We start from the raw sequence: 17,844 nt of genomic DNA, 5'->3' as shown, positions 1-17,844 counted from the left end.
GCGTGATTCTAATGGCGTTTTCAGCGCAGCGTTGCAAGCAAGGCCAGCAATAGCGCAATGATCTGCAGCGCGAACAAGCACAGCAGGCGGCGCAATAGCCGCAACACACCTTGCCAGCGCGATGCCATGCTGCGTGGCGGATTGGCGGGTGCTTTGCCGGTGAGCGTTGCCAGCGCCAGATCAAACGCTGCGGTATCGCAATCTGGCGCATAGAGCGCGGCAAACAGCGCGCGGTCGAACATCAGCCGCGCGCCATGGTATTGCACACCGAGCGCCAGCACGACCGATGCAAGCAGCAGAATCTTTGCAATCAGTGGCGCCAGGAAAACGCATGCGGCAGCCAGCACCAGCAATGCAGCGGAAAAGTACGTCAGGCGGCTGGCTATCGCGAGCGCGGCCAGCAAGACCGCGCCTGCACTCTGATGTTGCAGATCGTATGGTGGTTCACGTTGCTGATCGGCATTGCTCATGATCTGGCCGCTGCCCAGCGCTGCAACAATGCCGTATGCGGCTCGTGCAGTACCACGCCGCCACGCGCCTTGCGCACCCGCGCAATGGCACTGGCCATGTCCGCCGCCTGTCCACTGGCCAGCAACCAAGCGGCAACAACCGTGGCACTGCGCGATAGCCCCAGCGCGCAATGGATCAACACCGGGCCGTTTTTACGCAATTGCGTGAGGGTGGCCAGTGCTTGCTCGAGTTCGCGCTCCGAAGGGGGCACCAGGTCCAGCAAGGGACAGGCGGCATATGTCAGCTTTGCTGTGGTGCGACTGCGCGGCAGTTCTGCAGCCAGATCGAGTACACCGGCCACACCGGCCAGATCCGCGGGCTGTGGATAATGGCCGATGGCCACTTCGGGTGTTACCCAGCCAGCCGGGCTCAGGCCAGGCAGATAGCGCCGGTATGACAGCCATGCGCCCAGCCGGTGCGGCGCCAGCAGGAATGCGGCAGTGAGCGTGTAGCGCCCATCAGGCCCTTTCTGGAAAATGCCCGGGCCCACCAACAGGTAAGCCAGCGCGACCAGCGCCAGCGCGGTGCACGGCCACAGCAGCAGCCAGTACCAGCCGCCCAGCAAGCCGGCTGGCAGCGCACAAAGCGCCGCGCCCAGCAGGTAGAGGCCGCCCAGCAAGCGTGCCCGCTGCGTATTGCCGGCCTGCCAGTGCTGCCAGTGGTGTGGAGGCATGGGCAGCGCATGGGTGATCAGCATGCCTACCATTAATCCGCTGATCACGTCGATGACGTGATGCTGCCAGGTGGTTAGTACCGAGAGGCCGATCAGGGAAAACCAGCCATGCAGCAACCAGCGCCAGCGCGGGCCGGTATGCGCGGCGTAACGCAACCACAGTATCCACAGCAGCGAAATGTGTAATGAAGGCGCCTGGTTGAAGGGCAGGTCAAAACTGGTCAGCGATGCAAACAGCGCACCGAACAGCCCGTCGGTTTCTGGCCGGGTGAAGGAGAACCTGAGCGGAAACAGCAGGAAGCCGATGACCGAGACGCCGGTGGCCAGCGCCAGCCGCAGTGCATGGGTATCGAGCTCGCGCCGGTTCACGCACAGCAATACGGATGCCGCGTACAGCAGGTCGATGCTCCAGTACGGCACGATGGTCCAGGGCCAGAACGGGATGTGCTTTTCCCAGCTGAACGCCATGCTGCCCACCTGCGGCAAACCGGCGGTATGTGTATTGGCAAAGCCATAGCTCAGGAAAAAGAACGGCCCCAGAAACATCAACCAGAGCGCGGCTGCCCGCCATGGCCGCTGCGTAGCTGTGCTCATGCCACCCGCTCGGCCAGTGAAACGCTGAAGATGCCCCATTCGTCGATCAGCTGTGTGAGCTTCCTGAAGCCAGCAGCGGTCACGAGTGCATCCATTTCCGCCTGCGTGCGGCGCCGCATCACCCACGGTTGGCCATCGCGGTGGCTGGTCAGCGCGCGTGCAATCATTTCCAGCTGCGGGTGCCACGGCTGGTTGGTGTAGACCAGATAGCCGCCAACCGGTACCGCATCTGCCAGCCCCTTCAACGAGGCCAGAATGGGCGGGTTATCCGGAAACAGTTCATACAGCCCGGAAACGATCGCCAAGGTCGGCTTGGGGTCGAGCGTGGAGAGGCTATCGCGATCGAAGGCATCGCCCTGTTTGAACTGCGCCTTGTGGGCAAGGCCGCGTGCTTCGATCAGCTTGCTGCCTTGTTCCACGTTCAGCGGGCTGTAGTCTCGCAGCAGGATGTGTTCTGCATCGGGAATCTGGTTCAGCGCATCCAGTACATATCGGCCATGCCCGGCGGCAATGTCTACCACGCGGATCGGCTCGCCACGTGCCTTGAGCTTGCCGGCGGCGGTGGCAATCAACTGCTCCAGGTGCAGTTTGCGGGCGCGGATGCCGCGCCAGCCTATGCTGTCGAGATAGATCTTGTCTGCCAGCTTGCCCAGCGGCGTGCTGCCGGTCACCTGGTTGCGGTACACGTAATCGAGCGTACTGCCGGAATCAAAACCGGTTTGCAGGCCCAGCTTGATGCCATCCGACAGGCTGCCCAGCGTGCGCATGTTCAGTCGGGTCAGCCCGTAGTACAGCCCCTTCGGGGAGAGTGCAGCCAGCGGTTGCTGCAGGGTGCGGTATTCATGTGCGGTATGGCCGTGGCGGTCTGCAGCCAGCAGATCAGGCCCGGATTCGTTGTCAGCGTAGATCTTGTCGACAAATACACGGATCTTGTCGAAAGCGAGCTTGCGATCACGCTCGCCCAGCGTGTCGTGATAGAAGCCTTCCAGCACGTGCTTTTCCTTCACTGCGCTGCCCAGCCGATCAAAAAATGCGTGCTGCGGTTCGTGGTGCACCACGAAGTCGGCACCGGAAATCAGCAATTGCGTGGGTACGGTGATGGCGCCGGCATCCGCCACCACGCGCTCGGCAGCTTCGTACAGCGCCAGCAGGATATGCGATGCAATCGGCCGCGTGATCAGCGGATCGGCCTCATAGGAGGCGATGCGTTCCGGATCGTGGCTGAGAAAGCGCGCTTTCACATAGGAATTGACAAAGAAACGGCCGCGCAGCTTTTCCAGCAGCGCGAGGCCCGGTCGTGCCAGCGGCACATACAGTTTCACCCTGAACGCCGGCGACGCCAGCACCATGCCGCGAATACGCGGCGCATAGTCGTGCACCCAGGTGGCCACCAGCACTGCGCCCACGCTTTGCGCGATGATCAGCACGTTTTCCATCGGCACGCCGCTCACTTGCGATGCGTGGCGCACGAACGCATCCACATCCCTGACCGATGCACCCAGGCTGGGGCTGAAGCCGCGCTCGCCCGGCGAGCGGCCGTGGCCGCGTGCATCCCAGGCAAATACCGGCACGCCGGGCATCGCCAGTTCATCCACCACGTGCTGCAACCGACCGGAATGCTCGTGGCCGCGATGGAACAGGACGATGATCCGGTCTGCCGGCGCGTTATCCTCGGCCGGCCAATGACGGTAGAAAAGCTGGGTGCCGTCGAATGTATGGAAAAGGTGTTCTTCTGCGTGGCGCATGGCTAGCCTTGTCTGGGTTCCGTTCCGGGTACCTGCCGTGCGGCATCCGGAGTGGCGGAGCGGGTTTCGCGCGGGGCTGCTGCTTGCCCCGTCACTTTGCGCTGCAGGGCAACAAAACGTGCCTGCAGATCGTTCTTGAAACGGACCTTGTCTTCATGCCAGCAAAAGGGCCGGTCGACATAGACATCGACAAAGAAGGGCACCGGTACACGCTGCCCCTTGGCCATCACCCGACCCAGCCCGTACATGTAAACGGGCACGATGGGGATGTCCGGATAGCGGCGGGCAAGGTGCCACAGGCCGGATTTCAACTCGGACAGTTGCCCGGGCTCGCCGCGCGTGCCCTCCGGGAACAGGATGACGATGCGCCCGGCCTCCAGTGCGGCTGCGCATCCGGCCAGCGGATCGACCGATTTGCTGGCACCGCCGCGCATCACCGGGATGATGCCCACCACATGCGTGGCAAACCACGCCAGCCAGCGGTTCACCAGAAAATAATCGGCCGCGGCGGCAGGGCGCACGTTCAGCACCCGCGACAGCGGAAACAGGCTGTAGAGCGTCAGGATGTCCAGATGGCTGTTGTGGTTGGCCACAATGATGGCGGGGCCCTTCAAGGGCAGTCGCTCGCGGTGCCGCAGCGTCAGGCCCAGCCATGCCAGCGTGACCGGGTAAGCCACGCCGACCACGAACAGCAGGCGCAGCGGCCATTGCCAGATCGGGACTGTCGGGGTGGCGGGCGTGCTCATCAGTAGTACAGGTAACGCAGGTAGTGGAAAAACAGCGGCGCGGTGTAGGTCAGTGAATCGAGCCGGTCCAGGATGCCGCCGTGGCCTGGTAGCAGGTCACCGGTATCCTTGATGCCGAGGTCGCGTTTCATGCCCGACATCACCACATCGCCAATGAAACCCGTTACCCCGATCAGCAAGCCGGCTACTGTTGCATACAGCGGTGACATGGGCGTCAGCAGTGGCCCCAGCAACCAGCCCAGCAGGCTGGTGGTGGCAACGCCGCCGACAAAACCGGCAATGGTCTTGTTGGGGCTGACCAGCGGAATGGCTTTCATGCGCCCGAATGCCTTGCCCCACAGGTATTGCGCCACGTCGTTGAGCTGCGTGAGCGCCACCAGGAACAGCACCAGCATCGGCCCGTTGCCTTTCATGGTACCGGTGACATCGGTCGGCAGCACCAGCAGATAGGCCATGTGCGACAGGCTGAATACCGTGGTCATCAGGCCCCAGTGCAGGCTGCTGGCCGCATGCAGGTAGCCACGCGTATCGCCCACCAGTACCATGCGCATGGGCAGAAACAGGAACATGTAGACCGGGATGAAGATGATGAACATGCCGTACCAGCCATCCCAGATCCAGAAATACTGGATGGGAATCGCCAGGTAAGCCCAGAACAGCGGCATGTGATCGGCTCGGCGCGTAGGCACCAGCGTCAGGTATTCCTTGAACGCGATGAAGCTGACGAACGCCAGCACCAGTAGCGATACCGTGCGGTTGACCGAGATCGCCAGCACGAACACCGTGACGATCCACCACCAGGTGCGGATGCGCAGCCGCAGCTCCAGCCAGTTTTTCTGCGGATAACGCCAGGCCAGCAGCGCGCTGGATACACTGGCGATCACCAGCAGTGCAAAAACAGCCCCCAGCATGTACCACAGCATGTGCGGTGCCTGATTCAGCGCCATCATGCGGCGGCCACCAATGCCTTGCGGCCGCGATGGATGCAGGTCAGCACCGATAAGCCGGCCAATAGCCAGAACAGGCCGTTACCCCAGGCCAGTGCGGCCGGGTAGCTGCCCACCAGCAAGGCGTAGCTACCCAGCACGAAAGCACGATCGCTTTTGCCCAGCGGCCCGTCGTAGCGGCGTGGCCCGCCCAGTGTTTGCCCCAGCACACCGATGAACTCCGTCATGCCTGCCAGCAGGACGAACAGCAGCACCGGCAACACGCCGGCTTGCGGCAACAAGGCGAAGGGCAGGTAGAGGGCGGCATCCGAAACCACGTCGCCCACTTCATTGAGTAGCGCGCCCAGCCTGGATTGCTGGCGGAATTCACGTGCCAGCATGCCATCGATGGCGTTAAGCGCCATGCGCAGCAGCAGGAAGCCCGGCAGTATCAGGAAATAGGCCGGGGTCGGTGTCCAGGCCAACCGGATGCCTACCGCCAGCGACGCTGCCATTGCCAGCAAGGTGACTTGGTTGGCGGTGATGCCGGCGTTGAACAGCGCGCTCAGGAGCGGGCGCAGCAACGATTGGAAGCGGGGTTTGAGATCGTAAAGCGTCATGCTTTTTTCTGAATTTTCATTGTCAACATGCGGTTTTGCCGGATGGATTGTTACGCCAAATGCATGGCGCAGGCAAACACTGTTGTAACAAACGACACAGCCGGCGCAGGGCCGGCTGTTGGCAGAACGCAGGCGATTGCCCGGTCAGCGGGTGTGGCTGGCGATCTCGTGTTTCATCTGGCTGATGATCTCGGCGTAATCGGCATGGCCGAAAATGGCCGACCCGGCAACGAAGGTATCCACGCCGGCAGCCGCAATTTCGCCGATATTGTCGATTTTCACGCCGCCATCGATTTCCAGATGAATGTGACGGCCAGTTATTGCCTTGTAGGCATCCAGCTTGGCGCGGCAGGCGCGTGCCTTGTCCAGCATGGCGGGGATGAACGACTGGCCGCCGAAGCCGGGGTTGACCGACATCAGCAGCACCATGTCCACCTTGTCGAGCACGTAATCGAGATGATCGAGCGAGGTGGCCGGATTGAATACCAGGCCAGCCTGACAGCCGTGTTGCTTGATCAGGCCCAGCGTGCGGTCGATATGCTGCGAGGCTTCCGGGTGGAAGGTGATGATATTGGCGCCCGCCTTGGCAAAATCCGGAATGATGCGATCTACCGGGCTCACCATCAGGTGCACGTCGATCGGCACGGTGGCGTAGGGCTTGATGGCTTCGCAAACCAGCGGGCCGATGGTGAGATTGGGCACGTAATGGTTGTCCATCACGTCGAAATGGATCAGGTCTGCGCCTGCGGCGATAACCTTGCTCACCTCTTCACCCAGCCGGGCGAAGTCGGCGGAAAGGATGCTGGGGGCGATGCGTACTGTCGTCATGGTGCGCTCCTGGATGGTGTCATGCCGCCATTCTAAACGAGGCTGCCTCCATCGGGCGCGGTACGAATGTGCGTGATTGGCCTAGAATCCGGGTCTGACTTACCGGAAATGCATGTCATGCTCGAATCGTTGTTTGGAATTACCACGCTGGTCGTACTGCTTGCCGGTGTACTGGTGGCTGTCCGCTTGCAGCAGCTCAGCCGCAATCAGCATGCGTCGCTCGAGCTGCTGGGGCAAGAACTCGAAGCACGCCACCGCGAGATGCTGAACGATCTGCATCAGGGCCTTGCGCGCCAATCCGAGGCCCAGCATGCAGCGCTGGCACAGCATGGCAATCTGCTCACGGATACCGTCAATCGCTCCGGTGAACGCCTGCGTGAAAGCATGAGCGAGAGTTTTGATCGCCTGCGCGAAGGCGTAAACCGCGAACTGCAGGAAACGCGTGAATCGATGAACCGCTTGCAGACGGCGCAGGGCGAATCGTTTGCCACGTTGCGGCTTGCGCTGACCACGTCGCTGGGTGAAAGCCGTGAATCCACCGCGCAGCAGCTTGCGCATATTTCCGAAGCGCTGCAAAGCAAGCAGGATCAGCTGCGCGAGGATGTGTTGCTCAAGCTGGGGCAGATGCTGGCCGAGCAATCAAAGCGGGAAATGGAGCTGATCCAGTCGATGCTGACCACCTCTGCACAGCAGCTCACGCAATCGGTGGGCGAACTCACCAAGACGGCGGATGGCCGGCTGGCGGAAATCTCCGGCAAGGTGACCGAGCGGCTGGACGAGGGCTTCAAGAAAACCAACGAAACCTTTGCCAATGTGATGGCACGCCTTGCCACCATCGACGAAGCACAGAAGAAAATCGACGGCCTGACCACCAACGTGGTCAGCCTGCAGGAACTGCTGGGTGACAAACGCTCGCGCGGAGCGTTTGGCGAGGTGCAACTGGAGCACCTGGTGCGCAACGTGCTGCCCAACCAGGTTTACGAGCTGCAGGCTACGCTATCGAACGGCACGCGCGTGGATTGCATGCTCAAGCTGCCCGAGCCGACCGGCACGGTGGCGGTGGATGCCAAATTCCCGCTGGAAAACTATCATCGCATGTTCGAGGCGGGCGGCGACCGCGTGGTGGCCACGCGCGCGTTCAAGGCCGATATCAGGAAACATATCGATGACATTGCCAGCAAATACATCATTCCGAACGAGACTGCCGATGGCGCGGTGATGTTCGTGCCAGCCGAAGCAGTGTTTGCCGAAATCCATGCTTACCACCCGGAGCTGGTGGACTTGGCGATGTCGCGCCGCGTGTGGATCGTATCGCCCACCACCTTGATGGCGGTGCTCAATACCGCGCGCGCGGTGATCAAGGATGTGGAAACGCGCAAGCAGGTACACATCATCAAGGAAGCACTGGGGCGGCTGGGGCAGGAATTCGGCCGCTTCGACGAGCGCATGAAGAAGCTGGCCATGCATATCCGCCAGGCGCACGACGATGCGCAGCAGGTATCGATCACCAGCGAAAAAATCTCGCGCCGCTTCGTCGAGATCGAGCAGGTACGACTGGAGGGCGAGGCGGCACCTGCCGAAGCCTTGCCGCTGGCTGACGATCGTTGATGTTGTTGTGCATCTTCCCTGTCTATAACTGATAACTGGAGCCAACCGCACAACAGTATTCAGGATGCACCGGCATGGAAGAATGCTTTGTCATCAACCCTGTCAACCCACACTACCTGGATCGCATCGTGCATGTTGCACAAACCCAGGGAGTTGAAGCCAGCGAGGACATCTACAGCGCCAGCGGGATCAAGCTGATATCCAAGGGGACACGCATCAGCGCGGATGTGCGTGATCGCCTGATCGTGCACAAGCTGAAAAAGCCCCTTGAACACTGCATACGTGTGCAGAACGGTACCGATATCCAGCAGTTATACGAAGATGCACGGGCGCTGTTCGAAGAGAGCAGCAAGCTGCGCCCGCTGTTCGAGCATGCCAGCATACTGAGCGTGGTGCGTGAAATTTCGTTACGCGCTGCAACGCTGGGTTTGCTGGATGTCGCCGCAGGCCAGGACAAGCATGGTCTGCAGCACTACTTGCTGGTTATGCTGATCGGATTGGCCATTGCGCACCGGATGAAATGCGGTGCAGAAATCATGCGGACGGTCGCCATGGCCGGGCTGTTGCATGACATCGGTGAGCTTTACCTGGAGCGCCGCTACCTGGAGGAAGGGGATAGCGAACTGGGAGACAGTGACTGGCGCAAGATCGCCGCACACCCCTTGATCGGCCAGAAGCTGGCCTGTGATGTGTGTGGCATGCCGCAAAGCGTGGGCGTGGCGATACTGGAGCACCATGAACGGGCCAGCGGCGGTGGCTACCCGCGTGGGCTGACCAGCGGGCAGCTGTCTCTGCCGGGGCAGATCGTCTCGATTGCCGAAATGCTTGCAGCCCTGACTGAACGCCATGATCGCCCGCTGGTGCGCCTGGCACTCGCAATCAAACTGGTGCCCGGTGAATACAGCGGTGAACTGCTTGCGGCGCTATCGACAGGCCTGGCGCAGCATGACGCAGAAATCGGCGCCGATATCCCGGCAGCGCTGACCGGCATGATGTTGTCCACGCTGTTCGGGCAGGTGGAGGCAGTGAATGCGCTGATCGAGGCATGCCAGCGCTCGCCAGCGCTGGATTCAAGCGATACGAAAGAGATGCTGCAGCGGGTAAAGCGCCGCTTCCTGCATATCCAGCAGGCGTTGCTGAGCACGGGCGTGGGGATGTATTGCAGTGCCGACGGTGATTGCAGTATCGGCCTCAATGGTGCGCCAGCCGATCTGCTTTACGAGGTGGATGTGATCCTGCACGAGATACGCTGGCAGATGCGGGCGCTTTCACGTGATCTGCAAATGCGCGCAGCGCTGGTATCGCCAGGCATTGCACAGGCGTTCCGTGCGCTGATCGAAGCGCTGGACGCTGCCTGACGCCAGCGCTGCCCGTGATTCAGGCCAAGCCCTTGGGCAGCGAGAACACCACGCTTTCTTCGATGCCGCTCATCGGGGTGACTGATTCGGCACCATATTCCTTGATTCTCTCGATCACGCGTTGCACCAGGATATCCGGGGCAGAAGCACCGGCAGTGATGCCCACCTTGACGTGTTCGTTGAACCAGGCCTGTTGCAGCTCGGTTTCATTGTCAACCATATAGGATGCAATGCCGAGGTTGGCGCCCACTTCGCGCAGGCGGTTGGAGTTGGAGCTGTTGGGCGAACCCACCACGATCAGCATATCCACCTCGCGCGCCAGTTGCTTTACAGCATCCTGGCGGTTTTGCGTGGCATAGCAGATATCGTCCTTCTTGGGGCCGACAATGGCGGGGAAATGGCTGCGCAGCGCATCGATCACCACCTGCGCATCATCCACCGACAGCGTGGTTTGCGTGACATAGGCCAGTTTTTCCGGCTCGGTCACGCGCAATGCGGCCACATCGGCCACATCCTCGACCAGGTACATGCCGCCGCCTTCCGCCTGCCCCATGGTGCCTTCCACTTCCGGGTGGCCTTTGTGGCCGATCATCACGATCTCGAAGCCTTGCTGGCGCAAGCGCTTCACTTCCAGGTGCACCTTGGTCACCAGCGGGCAGGTGGCGTCATACACGGTCAGCCCGCGCTCGGCTGCCTCGGCCCGCACCGCTTGCGATACGCCGTGTGCAGAGAAAATTACCGTATTGCCGGCCGGCACATCGGCCAGCTCCTCGACAAAGATCGCGCCCTTGGCTTTCAGGTCTTCGATCACGAACTTGTTGTGCACCACTTCATGCCGCACGTAGATCGGCGCGCCAAAGCGGGTCAGCGCCGTTTCCACGATGGCAATGGCCCGGTCCACACCGGCACAGAAGCCGCGCGGCTGGGCGAGGATGATCTGCATATGGCTCATGCTTGCTCCTTGTTGCGTCCGGCAAAGCTGTCCCACACCATCAGCGCGGCGCCGACGCAGATGGCTGAATCTGCGATGTTGAATGCCGGATAAGCGTGGTTACCAATATAAAACAGCAGGAAATCGATCACGTGGCCGAACGCGATACGATCAATTACATTACCCAACGCACCGCCCAGAACCAGTGCAAAGGCCAGCGAGATACGCGTCTGCTCAGGATGTTTTTTCAGCTGGAGGATGAGGAAGGCGGATACCACCAAACCCAGCCCGGTAAAGAAATGCTTCTGCCAGCCACCCGCATCCGCGAGGAAGGAAAACGCCGCACCGGGGTTATAAACCCGGGTGAGATCGAAGAACCCGGGAATGACCACATGCCTTTGCTGATACAGCAAGGTGGCTTCGATCAGTTGCTTGGTGGCCTGATCCAGTACGATCACCACCAGCGCCAAGCCCAGCCAGGCCAGAAAACGCTTAGGCATGCTTGCGTGCCTCGCCCTTGCCGAACAGGTTGTCGTGGCAGCGGCTGCACAGGCCCGGGTGATCCGCGTGGCTGCCTACCGATGGCGTGTAATGCCAGCAACGCTCGCACTTGGCATCTGCCGACGGGGTCACGACCACCTGCGTGTCGCTGCCGGCAGCCACTTCGGCTTTCGAGGTGATCAGCACGAACTTGAGTTCATCGCCCAGCGCTTGCAGTGCCGCCAACGTGTCGCCCGCTGCGGTCAGCGCGATTTCCGCCTGCAGGCTGGAGCCGAGCTTGCCGTCGGCGCGCAGCACTTCGATATCCTTCTGCACCTGCGTGCGTACTTCACGCACCAGCGCAAACTGCGCCGACAGCGCTGCCGCATCGGCCACGCCCGGCACCACGTGCCACAGCGCCAGCTGGATGTTTTCTTCGGCGCCCGGGTTGGCATCCTTGAGCACATCCCACACTTCGTGTGCGGTGAACGACAGGATCGGTGCCAGCAGTTTGGTCAGCGTCAGCGTGATATGCCACAGCGCGGTTTGCGCGGAGCGGCGCACGGCTGCATCAGCACCGGTGGTGTAGAGGCGATCCTTGATGATGTCGAGATAGAACGAACCCAGTTCTTCCGAGCAATACGCGTGGATTTCCTGCACTGCCGAGTGGAACTCGTAGCGGTCGTACAGCGCGGTCACGCGTTGCTGGAATGCGGCCAGTTCGACCAGCGCATAGCGGTCCAGCGTCAGCAATTCTTCTACCGGCAGCGCTTGCGCGGCGCTGAAGTCCGAGATATTGGACAGCAAGAAGCGCAGCGTATTGCGGATACGGCGGTACGAATCGGTGGTGCGCTTGAGAATTTCCTGCGACAGCGACATTTCGCCCGAGTAATCGGCGCTGGCCACCCACAGGCGCAACATGTCTGCGCCGATGCTGTTGAAGATTTCCTGCGGTTCGATGCCGTTGCCCTTGGACTTGGACATCTTGTGACCCTTTTCATCGACGGTGAAGCCGTGGGTCAGCAATTGTTTGTACGGTGCGCGGCCTTCGGTGGCGCAGCCGGTCAGCAAGGACGACTGGAACCAGCCGCGATGCTGGTCCGAGCCTTCCAGGTACAGGTCTGCAGGCCATGCCAGTTCCGCGCGCTGCTTGAGCACCGCGTAGTGGGTGGCGCCGGAATCGAACCATACGTCCAGCGTGTCTTTCAGCTTGTCGTAGTGGGCGGCTTCGTCGCCCAGCAGATCGGCCGCGTCGAGCTTGAACCAGGCCTCGATGCCTTCTTGCTCGATCAGTTTGGCTACCTGTTCCAGCAACTCGCCCGAGCGCGGGTGCAGCTCGCCGGTTTCCTTGTGGATGAAAAAGGTCATCGGCACGCCCCAGTTGCGCTGGCGCGAGATACACCAGTCCGGGCGGTTGCCGATCATCGATTCCAGCCGTGCGCGGCCCCAGGCCGGGAAGAACTCGGTGTCTTCCACTGCCTTGTTGGCGATATCGCGGATGGTCTTGCCGTTCACCGGCTTTTCCATGGCGATGAACCATTGCGCGGTGGCGCGGAAAATCAGCGGGGTATGGTGGCGCCAGCAATGCGGGTAGCTGTGCTCCAGTTTCTTGTTGGCCAGCAGCGCACCGTGTTCTTCCAGCGTGGTTACCACCAGCGGGTTGGCTTCCCATACGCTCTTGCCGGCAAACAGCGGCGTGGTGGAGATGAAGCGGCCATTGCCGGCCACCGGCACATCGGTGGGCAGCTTGTACTTGAGGCCGACGTTGTAGTCGTCGAGGCCGTGCGCAGGCGCGGTATGCACGAGGCCGGTACCGGCGTCCGTGGTGACGTGCTCGCCAAGGATGATGGGCACCTGACGGTCATAAAACGGGTGCTGCAGCTGCAGGCCTTCCAGCGCGGCACCTTGCGCTTGGGCGATGACTTCATTGGCGTCGATGTCATAGCGCTTGAGTGCGCTTTCGGCCAGATCGCGCGCCAGGATCAGCAGGCCCTTTTCGGTGGCAACGAGATCGTAAGTGAGTTCCGGGTGTACGGTGACTGCCTGGTTGGCAGGCAGTGTCCATGGCGTGGTGGTCCAGATCACCGCAAACGCGGTCTGACCCTGCACATTCACACCACCAAAAGCCTGGGCGAGCGCAGCCGTATCCACCACGCGGAAGCCCACATCGATGGCCGGGGAGACCTTGTCTTCATACTCGACTTCAGCCTCGGCCAGCGCAGAGCCGCACTCCACGCACCAGTGCACCGGTTTCTGGCCCTTGACGATGAAATCGTTGGCGTGAATCTTGCCCAGCGTGCGCACGATGTCCGCTTCGGTCTTGAAGTCCATGGTGCGGTACGGGTTTTCCCAATCGCCAATGATGCCGAGGCGAATGAAATCCTTGCGCTGGATATCGATCTGCTTTGCCGCGTAATCGCGGCACAGCGCACGGATGAACGCCGGGGTCAGCTCGGTGGATTTCGGATCCAGACCGTTGGCCTTGCGGTATTCCACGATGCGCGCATGGATATCCGGGTTGGCTTTGACTGCCTTGGAATCGAGCTTGGTGATTTTTTCGATCTGGTGCTCGATCGGCAGGCCGTGGCAATCCCAGCCTGGCACATAGGGGGCATCGAAGCCGGCCAGGCTCCTTGATTTGACGATGATGTCTTTCAGGATCTTGTTCACCGCATGGCCGAGGTGGATTTCACCATTGGCATAAGGCGGGCCGTCGTGCAGCACGAACTTGGGGCGGTTTTGCGCCTTGGCCGTTTCGCGCAGCTTCTTGTAGAGCGCAATGTCCTGCCATTGCTTGAGGAAACCAGGTTCGCGCTTGGCAAGGTCGCCGCGCATCGGGAACGGGGTGTCTAGCAAATTGACGGGGTATTTGTTGTCGGCCATGGGTGAACTCGGGTTTAAAACGCTGAATATTTAGGGATTATGTCAGGGCGGGGCGCTTATTTGTCCAGCTTGTTCATCAACAAGCCGCGTTTCTCAGCGCTATCCAGCCAAGCTTTGAGTTGGGGCGGAACGGGCAAATAAACACCCAGTTGCGTGAAATTGCCGTGCTTCGCTTCGCAGCCGTGCGACAGGCCGAAACGCACCGCTACCTGATTGTTCTTTATGTGATGGAAGGCATAGCTGGTTTCAATGCCTTGCAGCGTGAAGTCGCAATCACCATTGGTTTTCTCGGCAAGCTCCTTCAGCGTCGTCACGGAGTGACCTGCCAGCGCTTTGCGCACCACCTTGTCCTGCTTGAGGGCCGCCAGCACGGTGGCTTCGTCGAACAGCGCAGTGATGGGCAGCAACTTGCCGGTGCGTGCGTCGTAGGCTTCAAAGCGCAGCTCAGCCCAAGTGTGTGCCGCACCCTTGCAATAGCCACTGCTGCCGGCCAGAAAAGAAATGACCGGGCCGACTACGGAACGCAATTGGCGATTGCTGTTGCTCTCGCATTCGGCGTCATTTTCTTCCGGTGCATACAACGCGGCGGGGCCTACGCTGGCTTGCGTCGCATTCCATTGCAGCTTGGCACCAACCGGCGCATCAAGCGTGACCACATCGGCATATGCCAGGCCCGCGAGCAGGCAAGCGCCAAGCAGCAGCCATTTCATGCGCATACCTCGTGGACAAACCAGGCACGCGCATCCTCGCAATCGCGGCTGATCTGCGCGATCAGCTCGGGCAGGCCGGCGAATTTCGCTTCATCGCGCAGCTTGTGCAGGAAATCCACATGCAGGTGCTGGCGGTAGATCTGCCGGTTGAAATCGAACAGGTGCACTTCCAGCACCGGCGCAGCGCCGGCGCCTTTCACGGTGGGCCGTACGCCCAGGCTGGCAACGCCCTGCACCGGTTGTTCCAGCCCATGTGCGCGCACCACGTAGATGCCCTGCATGGGCGGGCGGTTGTGGCGCATGCGGATGTTGGCGGTGGGGAAACCCAGTTCGCGTCCCAGCTTGTCGCCATCGATCACCTGGCCGGAAATCGAATAGGGCCGGCCCAGCAGGTGGGCGGCACGCGCCATATCGCCATCCGCCAGCGCGCGGCGCACTGCGGTTGACGAAACGCGCTCGCCATCCAGCGTCACCGACGGCAGGCTGGCGACTTCGAACGAACAGGATTGCGACAGCAAGGCAAAGTCACCAGCGCGCTTGGCGCCAAAGCGGAAGTCATCGCCCACCAGCACGAAGCGGGCGTTGAGCTTGCTGGCCACGATGTCGTCGCGGAAGGTCAGCGGCTCGCAACTGGCAAACGCGCGGTTGAAGCGTTGCACGATCAGGTAATCGATGCCCTCGGCGGCCAGCAGCTCCAGTTTCTCGCGCAGGCTGGTCAGGCGGGTAGGGGCGGTATCGGGGGTGAACAGCTCGCGCGGGTGCGGCTCGAACGTCAGCACCGCTGTTTTCAGACCGCGTGTTGCCGCCGCCAGGCGCAGTTCGGCCAGCATGGCGCGGTGGCCAAGATGCAATCCATCGAAATTGCCGATGGTGAGTGCGACAGGGGGAAGTTGGGCGGCATTGACGCCGCGGACGATGCGCATCCGGTTCCGGGCTCGCGTTCCGCATTGGAAACCGCCGATTTTACCGGCTGGCACGTGCTTTGTCAGGCAATTACTGGTCAATGGGCGAGGGGAGTGCGGCAGGCTTGCTGCGATGGTAGGTGAGCGCTGCGGCAATGCAGAAAATCAGCGCATCGGTGGCGGGTTCAGCGGCCACGTCAAACACGATGGCACGGTTGCCTTCGAATCTGAAATGGCCGCCGAATACGGTCCTGAATGTATCAATCAGGCTGGTCTGGCAATTGAAGTACATCGTGTATTGCGCGGGCGCACCGGCCTTCCAGGCAATGCGTATCGTGCTGCCGCTTTTGCTCCGGGCGGTGAGGTACGCGGGCTCGCCCCACTTGAGGGTTTCCTGCAGCTCGCCCACGCCGTCGAGTGATGCCGCGGTGGCAAAAATGAGTTCGCGCAGTGCCAGCAGCTTTTGCCGTGGCGCATCCGGGTAGCCATCGAACACCGCTGCGACGGCAGCATCGTGAAATGGTTGCATGGTCAGCTCCGGCAGCTTATGCGCATCGTTTGTGGGCTGGCTGGCTTGCTCATCCGGCAAATCGGCTGGTAGCAAACGCGGCAATGGCAGTGGCCAGTTGAGCGGCCGATTGCGTTTGCTGTGCCCAGTGATGCCAGTACAGCGGCACGGCAATGGCATCACCGAGGGCGATCAGTTCGCCCTTTGTCAGCGCATCCGCCACCTGCGGCTGCGGAGCGACCGCATAGGCAAGCCTGGCAATGGCCAGCGCGTACAACGCATTTGAATCCGGAATCACATGGCAGGGGTAACTACCCTCGCTGAGCGCGTAAGCATCCCGCAGCCAGCGGCGGTGCAGACTATCACGGTGACCAAATACGGCAGCTGGCGCGTTGGTCAGCGCCGCAGTGGTCAGGCCGGCAGGGAAATGCTGGCGGGCAAACGCCGGTGCGGCAACGGGCAGGTAGTGCAGCGTACCCAGCGGCATCACTGCGCAACCGGTGACGGGTTCTGCCTGGGTGGCAATGCAGCCCAGCACTGCACCGCTGCGCAACAGATCCAGCGTATACGCTTCGTCGTCGATCACGCAGTCCAGTAGTAGCCGCGCTTGCGCCAGCACTGGCGCAATGCCGGCAATCAGCCCCAGTGCCAAGCTGTCTGCATTGATGCCTACCGGCAGCGATACCCAAGTGTCGGCAGGTTCGTCGCCCTCGGCCCGCAATGCGGCCTCCAGTTGCCGCACCTGCCGTACATGCGCCAGCAGCCGCTCGCCTGCTGCGGTGGGGTGCACCGGATCGCGCGCCAGCAATACGCAGCCGTGGCGTTCTTCCAGTTGGCGTATGCGCTGGGAAATGGCTGACTGGGTCAGGTTGAGGCGGCGTGCGGCACCATCGAAGCTGCCGGCAAGGGCGACCATCTCCAGCGCTTCGAGCAATTTGTAATCGAGCATGGCGCAGTGTCTGCAGGGCAATACGCTGTTTTACCACGCAATGCATCGGCCTGCGACGGGGCAAGGCGCAAGCCTTGCCCATCGTGCCGCTACACCAGGTCCTGGATCGAGGCCCCGTAGTTGATATGGTAAACCTCGCCGCCCAGTTGCAGCGCCGGCACCGATTTCACGCCGATGGCAATAGCTTCCGGTACGCGTTGCTTCTGCTCGCCCAGGTGAACGATTTCCAGTTGATAACGTGCGGGATCGAGCGAGTGGGCAAGATTCTGTTCGGCATCGATGCATACCGGGCAACCGGCGTGGTAAAAAATGGCTTTACTGGTCATGATGGCATCCTTGGTCAGATTGGTGGCAGCAGAAGTAATGACTGCTCGATGCCAATCTAAGCCGGTGCGGCAACGCTGAACAGCGGGCACTTTTCGGTGCCCCGGGCACTTTTGGGGGTAAAACGGCTTTGGACCAGCAGAAAAATATTTCGGGCACCCGCAGCGATTATCAAAAGCTGGAAGACGTGGTGGGCTGCAAGTGGTCGGTATCGGTGCTGCAGTCTGTTGCCGCCGGCATCAACCGGCCCGGCACGCTGGAGCGGCATATCGCCGGTATTTCCACCAAGGTGCTCAGCGAGCGTTTGCGCAAGCTGCAGGCCTACGGTTTGCTCAGCAAGCACAGCTATGCAGAACTGCCACCGCGGACCGAATATGCGCTGACGCCGGCGGGCAGCAGGCTGGTGAGCATCATCGAGCAGATCCACAGCCTGGACGAAGAAATGGCGGCACCGCAGCCGACATCGGTAGCTGGGCAGACGACGGGATAAGCAGCGCTGATCGCGCATAAGGATTCGTCGTTTTACCCGGGCGGGCCGTTCTGTTCCAA

18 protein-coding genes are annotated in these 17,844 nt (G+C 61.3%); 3 read left to right on the top strand and 15 right to left on the bottom strand.

Features of this window, described 5'->3' with window-relative positions; translation table 11 throughout:
* Positions 1-20: 20 nt before the first annotated feature.
* The 7 genes from IGB42_RS05070 to rpe form a co-directional block, all read right to left on the bottom strand.
* On the bottom strand, positions 21-470 hold the full coding sequence (locus IGB42_RS05070; protein ID WP_159667858.1) for a hypothetical protein: 450 nt from the start codon (positions 468-470) through the stop codon (positions 21-23).
* Positions 467-1,777 (bottom strand): phosphatase PAP2/dual specificity phosphatase family protein, encoded by a 1,311-nt coding sequence (locus IGB42_RS05065; RefSeq protein ID WP_159667855.1) that lies wholly within the window; start codon positions 1,775-1,777, stop codon positions 467-469. Before IGB42_RS05065 ends, IGB42_RS05070 begins: the two co-directional genes overlap by 4 nt.
* A complete protein-coding gene (locus IGB42_RS05060; RefSeq protein ID WP_159667852.1) occupies positions 1,774-3,522 on the bottom strand; it encodes a bifunctional alpha/beta hydrolase/class I SAM-dependent methyltransferase in 1,749 nt (582 codons plus the stop codon). Before IGB42_RS05060 ends, IGB42_RS05065 begins: the two co-directional genes overlap by 4 nt.
* 2 nt (positions 3,523-3,524) lie before the next feature.
* The gene (locus tag IGB42_RS05055) at positions 3,525-4,268 is read right to left on the bottom strand and encodes a lysophospholipid acyltransferase family protein (protein ID WP_159667849.1); all 744 of its coding nucleotides are present in this window, start codon (positions 4,266-4,268) and stop codon (positions 3,525-3,527) included.
* A complete protein-coding gene (locus IGB42_RS05050; protein WP_236822498.1) occupies positions 4,268-5,218 on the bottom strand; it encodes a phosphatidate cytidylyltransferase in 951 nt (316 codons plus the stop codon). The genes IGB42_RS05055 and IGB42_RS05050 overlap by 1 nt, the downstream gene beginning before the upstream one ends.
* On the bottom strand, positions 5,215-5,814 hold the full coding sequence (locus IGB42_RS05045) for a CDP-alcohol phosphatidyltransferase family protein (protein ID WP_159667847.1): 600 nt from the start codon (positions 5,812-5,814) through the stop codon (positions 5,215-5,217). Before IGB42_RS05045 ends, IGB42_RS05050 begins: the two co-directional genes overlap by 4 nt.
* Before the next feature lie 144 nt (positions 5,815-5,958).
* Entirely contained in the window at positions 5,959-6,642 is a 684-nt protein-coding gene (gene rpe / locus IGB42_RS05040) for a ribulose-phosphate 3-epimerase (RefSeq protein ID WP_159667845.1), read from the bottom strand.
* 117 nt (positions 6,643-6,759) lie between these two features.
* On the opposite strand from rpe, the gene IGB42_RS05035 reads away from it, so the two are divergent.
* On the top strand, positions 6,760-8,250 hold the full coding sequence (locus IGB42_RS05035) for a DNA recombination protein RmuC (protein ID WP_159667842.1): 1,491 nt from the start codon (positions 6,760-6,762) through the stop codon (positions 8,248-8,250).
* A gap of 74 nt (positions 8,251-8,324) precedes the next feature.
* Positions 8,325-9,608 (top strand): HD-GYP domain-containing protein, encoded by a 1,284-nt coding sequence (locus IGB42_RS05030; RefSeq protein WP_159667839.1) that lies wholly within the window; start codon positions 8,325-8,327, stop codon positions 9,606-9,608.
* Between the two features lie 19 nt (positions 9,609-9,627).
* Here IGB42_RS05030 and ispH read toward each other — a convergent pair whose 3' ends face one another.
* The 8 genes from ispH to IGB42_RS04990 all read right to left on the bottom strand — a co-directional run bounded on the left by ispH (position 9,628) and on the right by IGB42_RS04990 (position 17,297).
* Positions 9,628-10,560, bottom strand: a complete 933-nt coding sequence (ispH, locus tag IGB42_RS05025) for a 4-hydroxy-3-methylbut-2-enyl diphosphate reductase (RefSeq protein WP_236822497.1) — start codon at positions 10,558-10,560, stop codon at positions 9,628-9,630.
* Positions 10,557-11,039, bottom strand: coding sequence for a signal peptidase II (gene lspA, locus IGB42_RS05020; RefSeq protein ID WP_159667836.1), 483 nt, complete (start codon positions 11,037-11,039; stop codon positions 10,557-10,559). The genes ispH and lspA overlap by 4 nt, the downstream gene beginning before the upstream one ends.
* The gene (ileS, locus tag IGB42_RS05015; RefSeq protein ID WP_159667833.1) at positions 11,032-13,902 is read right to left on the bottom strand and encodes an isoleucine--tRNA ligase; all 2,871 of its coding nucleotides are present in this window, start codon (positions 13,900-13,902) and stop codon (positions 11,032-11,034) included. Before ileS ends, lspA begins: the two co-directional genes overlap by 8 nt.
* A 56-nt stretch (positions 13,903-13,958) precedes the next feature.
* Complete coding sequence (locus tag IGB42_RS05010; RefSeq protein WP_159667830.1) at positions 13,959-14,612, bottom strand: hypothetical protein; 654 nt, start codon at positions 14,610-14,612, stop codon at positions 13,959-13,961.
* Positions 14,609-15,535: a bifunctional riboflavin kinase/FAD synthetase gene (locus IGB42_RS05005; protein ID WP_159667827.1), complete on the bottom strand. Its 927-nt coding sequence runs from the start codon at positions 15,533-15,535 to the stop codon at positions 14,609-14,611. The genes IGB42_RS05010 and IGB42_RS05005 overlap by 4 nt, the downstream gene beginning before the upstream one ends.
* 70 nt (positions 15,536-15,605) lie before the next feature.
* A complete protein-coding gene (locus IGB42_RS05000; protein ID WP_159667824.1) occupies positions 15,606-16,043 on the bottom strand; it encodes a DUF1801 domain-containing protein in 438 nt (145 codons plus the stop codon).
* 49 nt (positions 16,044-16,092) lie between these two features.
* On the bottom strand, positions 16,093-16,971 hold the full coding sequence (locus IGB42_RS04995; protein ID WP_159667821.1) for a LysR family transcriptional regulator ArgP: 879 nt from the start codon (positions 16,969-16,971) through the stop codon (positions 16,093-16,095).
* Between the two features lie 89 nt (positions 16,972-17,060).
* On the bottom strand, positions 17,061-17,297 hold the full coding sequence (locus IGB42_RS04990) for a thioredoxin family protein (protein ID WP_159667818.1): 237 nt from the start codon (positions 17,295-17,297) through the stop codon (positions 17,061-17,063).
* 128 nt (positions 17,298-17,425) lie between these two features.
* Here IGB42_RS04990 and IGB42_RS04985 point away from each other — a divergent pair, with 128 nt between their 5' ends.
* Positions 17,426-17,785, top strand: a complete 360-nt coding sequence (locus tag IGB42_RS04985; protein WP_159667815.1) for a helix-turn-helix domain-containing protein — start codon at positions 17,426-17,428, stop codon at positions 17,783-17,785.
* The last annotated feature ends 59 nt before the right edge of the window (positions 17,786-17,844 follow it).

This window comes from Andreprevotia sp. IGB-42, assembly GCF_009848685.1.
GTDB lineage: Bacteria > Pseudomonadota > Gammaproteobacteria > Burkholderiales > Chitinibacteraceae > Andreprevotia.
Note: the sequence above shows the minus strand (reverse complement) of the source record. Positions and strands in the feature narration are given on the sequence as shown.

What these genes read in the sequence shown, in the direction of transcription:
- IGB42_RS05070 (WP_159667858.1), bottom strand. Translation starts at nt 470, where the DNA reads ATGAGCAATGCCGATCAGCAACGTGAACCACCATACGATCTGCAACAT.
- IGB42_RS05065 (WP_159667855.1), bottom strand. Translation starts at nt 1,777, where the DNA reads ATGAGCACAGCTACGCAGCGGCCATGGCGGGCAGCCGCGCTCTGGTTG.
- IGB42_RS05060 (WP_159667852.1), bottom strand. Translation starts at nt 3,522, where the DNA reads ATGCGCCACGCAGAAGAACACCTTTTCCATACATTCGACGGCACCCAG.
- IGB42_RS05055 (WP_159667849.1), bottom strand. Translation starts at nt 4,268, where the DNA reads ATGAGCACGCCCGCCACCCCGACAGTCCCGATCTGGCAATGGCCGCTG.
- IGB42_RS05050 (WP_236822498.1), bottom strand. Translation starts at nt 5,218, where the DNA reads ATGATGGCGCTGAATCAGGCACCGCACATGCTGTGGTACATGCTGGGG.
- IGB42_RS05045 (WP_159667847.1), bottom strand. Translation starts at nt 5,814, where the DNA reads ATGACGCTTTACGATCTCAAACCCCGCTTCCAATCGTTGCTGCGCCCG.
- rpe (WP_159667845.1), bottom strand. Translation starts at nt 6,642, where the DNA reads ATGACGACAGTACGCATCGCCCCCAGCATCCTTTCCGCCGACTTCGCC.
- IGB42_RS05035 (WP_159667842.1), top strand. Translation starts at nt 6,760, where the DNA reads ATGCTCGAATCGTTGTTTGGAATTACCACGCTGGTCGTACTGCTTGCC.
- IGB42_RS05030 (WP_159667839.1), top strand. Translation starts at nt 8,325, where the DNA reads ATGGAAGAATGCTTTGTCATCAACCCTGTCAACCCACACTACCTGGAT.
- ispH (WP_236822497.1), bottom strand. Translation starts at nt 10,560, where the DNA reads ATGAGCCATATGCAGATCATCCTCGCCCAGCCGCGCGGCTTCTGTGCC.
- lspA (WP_159667836.1), bottom strand. Translation starts at nt 11,039, where the DNA reads ATGCCTAAGCGTTTTCTGGCCTGGCTGGGCTTGGCGCTGGTGGTGATC.
- ileS (WP_159667833.1), bottom strand. Translation starts at nt 13,902, where the DNA reads ATGGCCGACAACAAATACCCCGTCAATTTGCTAGACACCCCGTTCCCG.
- IGB42_RS05010 (WP_159667830.1), bottom strand. Translation starts at nt 14,612, where the DNA reads ATGAAATGGCTGCTGCTTGGCGCTTGCCTGCTCGCGGGCCTGGCATAT.
- IGB42_RS05005 (WP_159667827.1), bottom strand. Translation starts at nt 15,535, where the DNA reads ATGCGCATCGTCCGCGGCGTCAATGCCGCCCAACTTCCCCCTGTCGCA.
- IGB42_RS05000 (WP_159667824.1), bottom strand. Translation starts at nt 16,043, where the DNA reads ATGCAACCATTTCACGATGCTGCCGTCGCAGCGGTGTTCGATGGCTAC.
- IGB42_RS04995 (WP_159667821.1), bottom strand. Translation starts at nt 16,971, where the DNA reads ATGCTCGATTACAAATTGCTCGAAGCGCTGGAGATGGTCGCCCTTGCC.
- IGB42_RS04990 (WP_159667818.1), bottom strand. Translation starts at nt 17,297, where the DNA reads ATGACCAGTAAAGCCATTTTTTACCACGCCGGTTGCCCGGTATGCATC.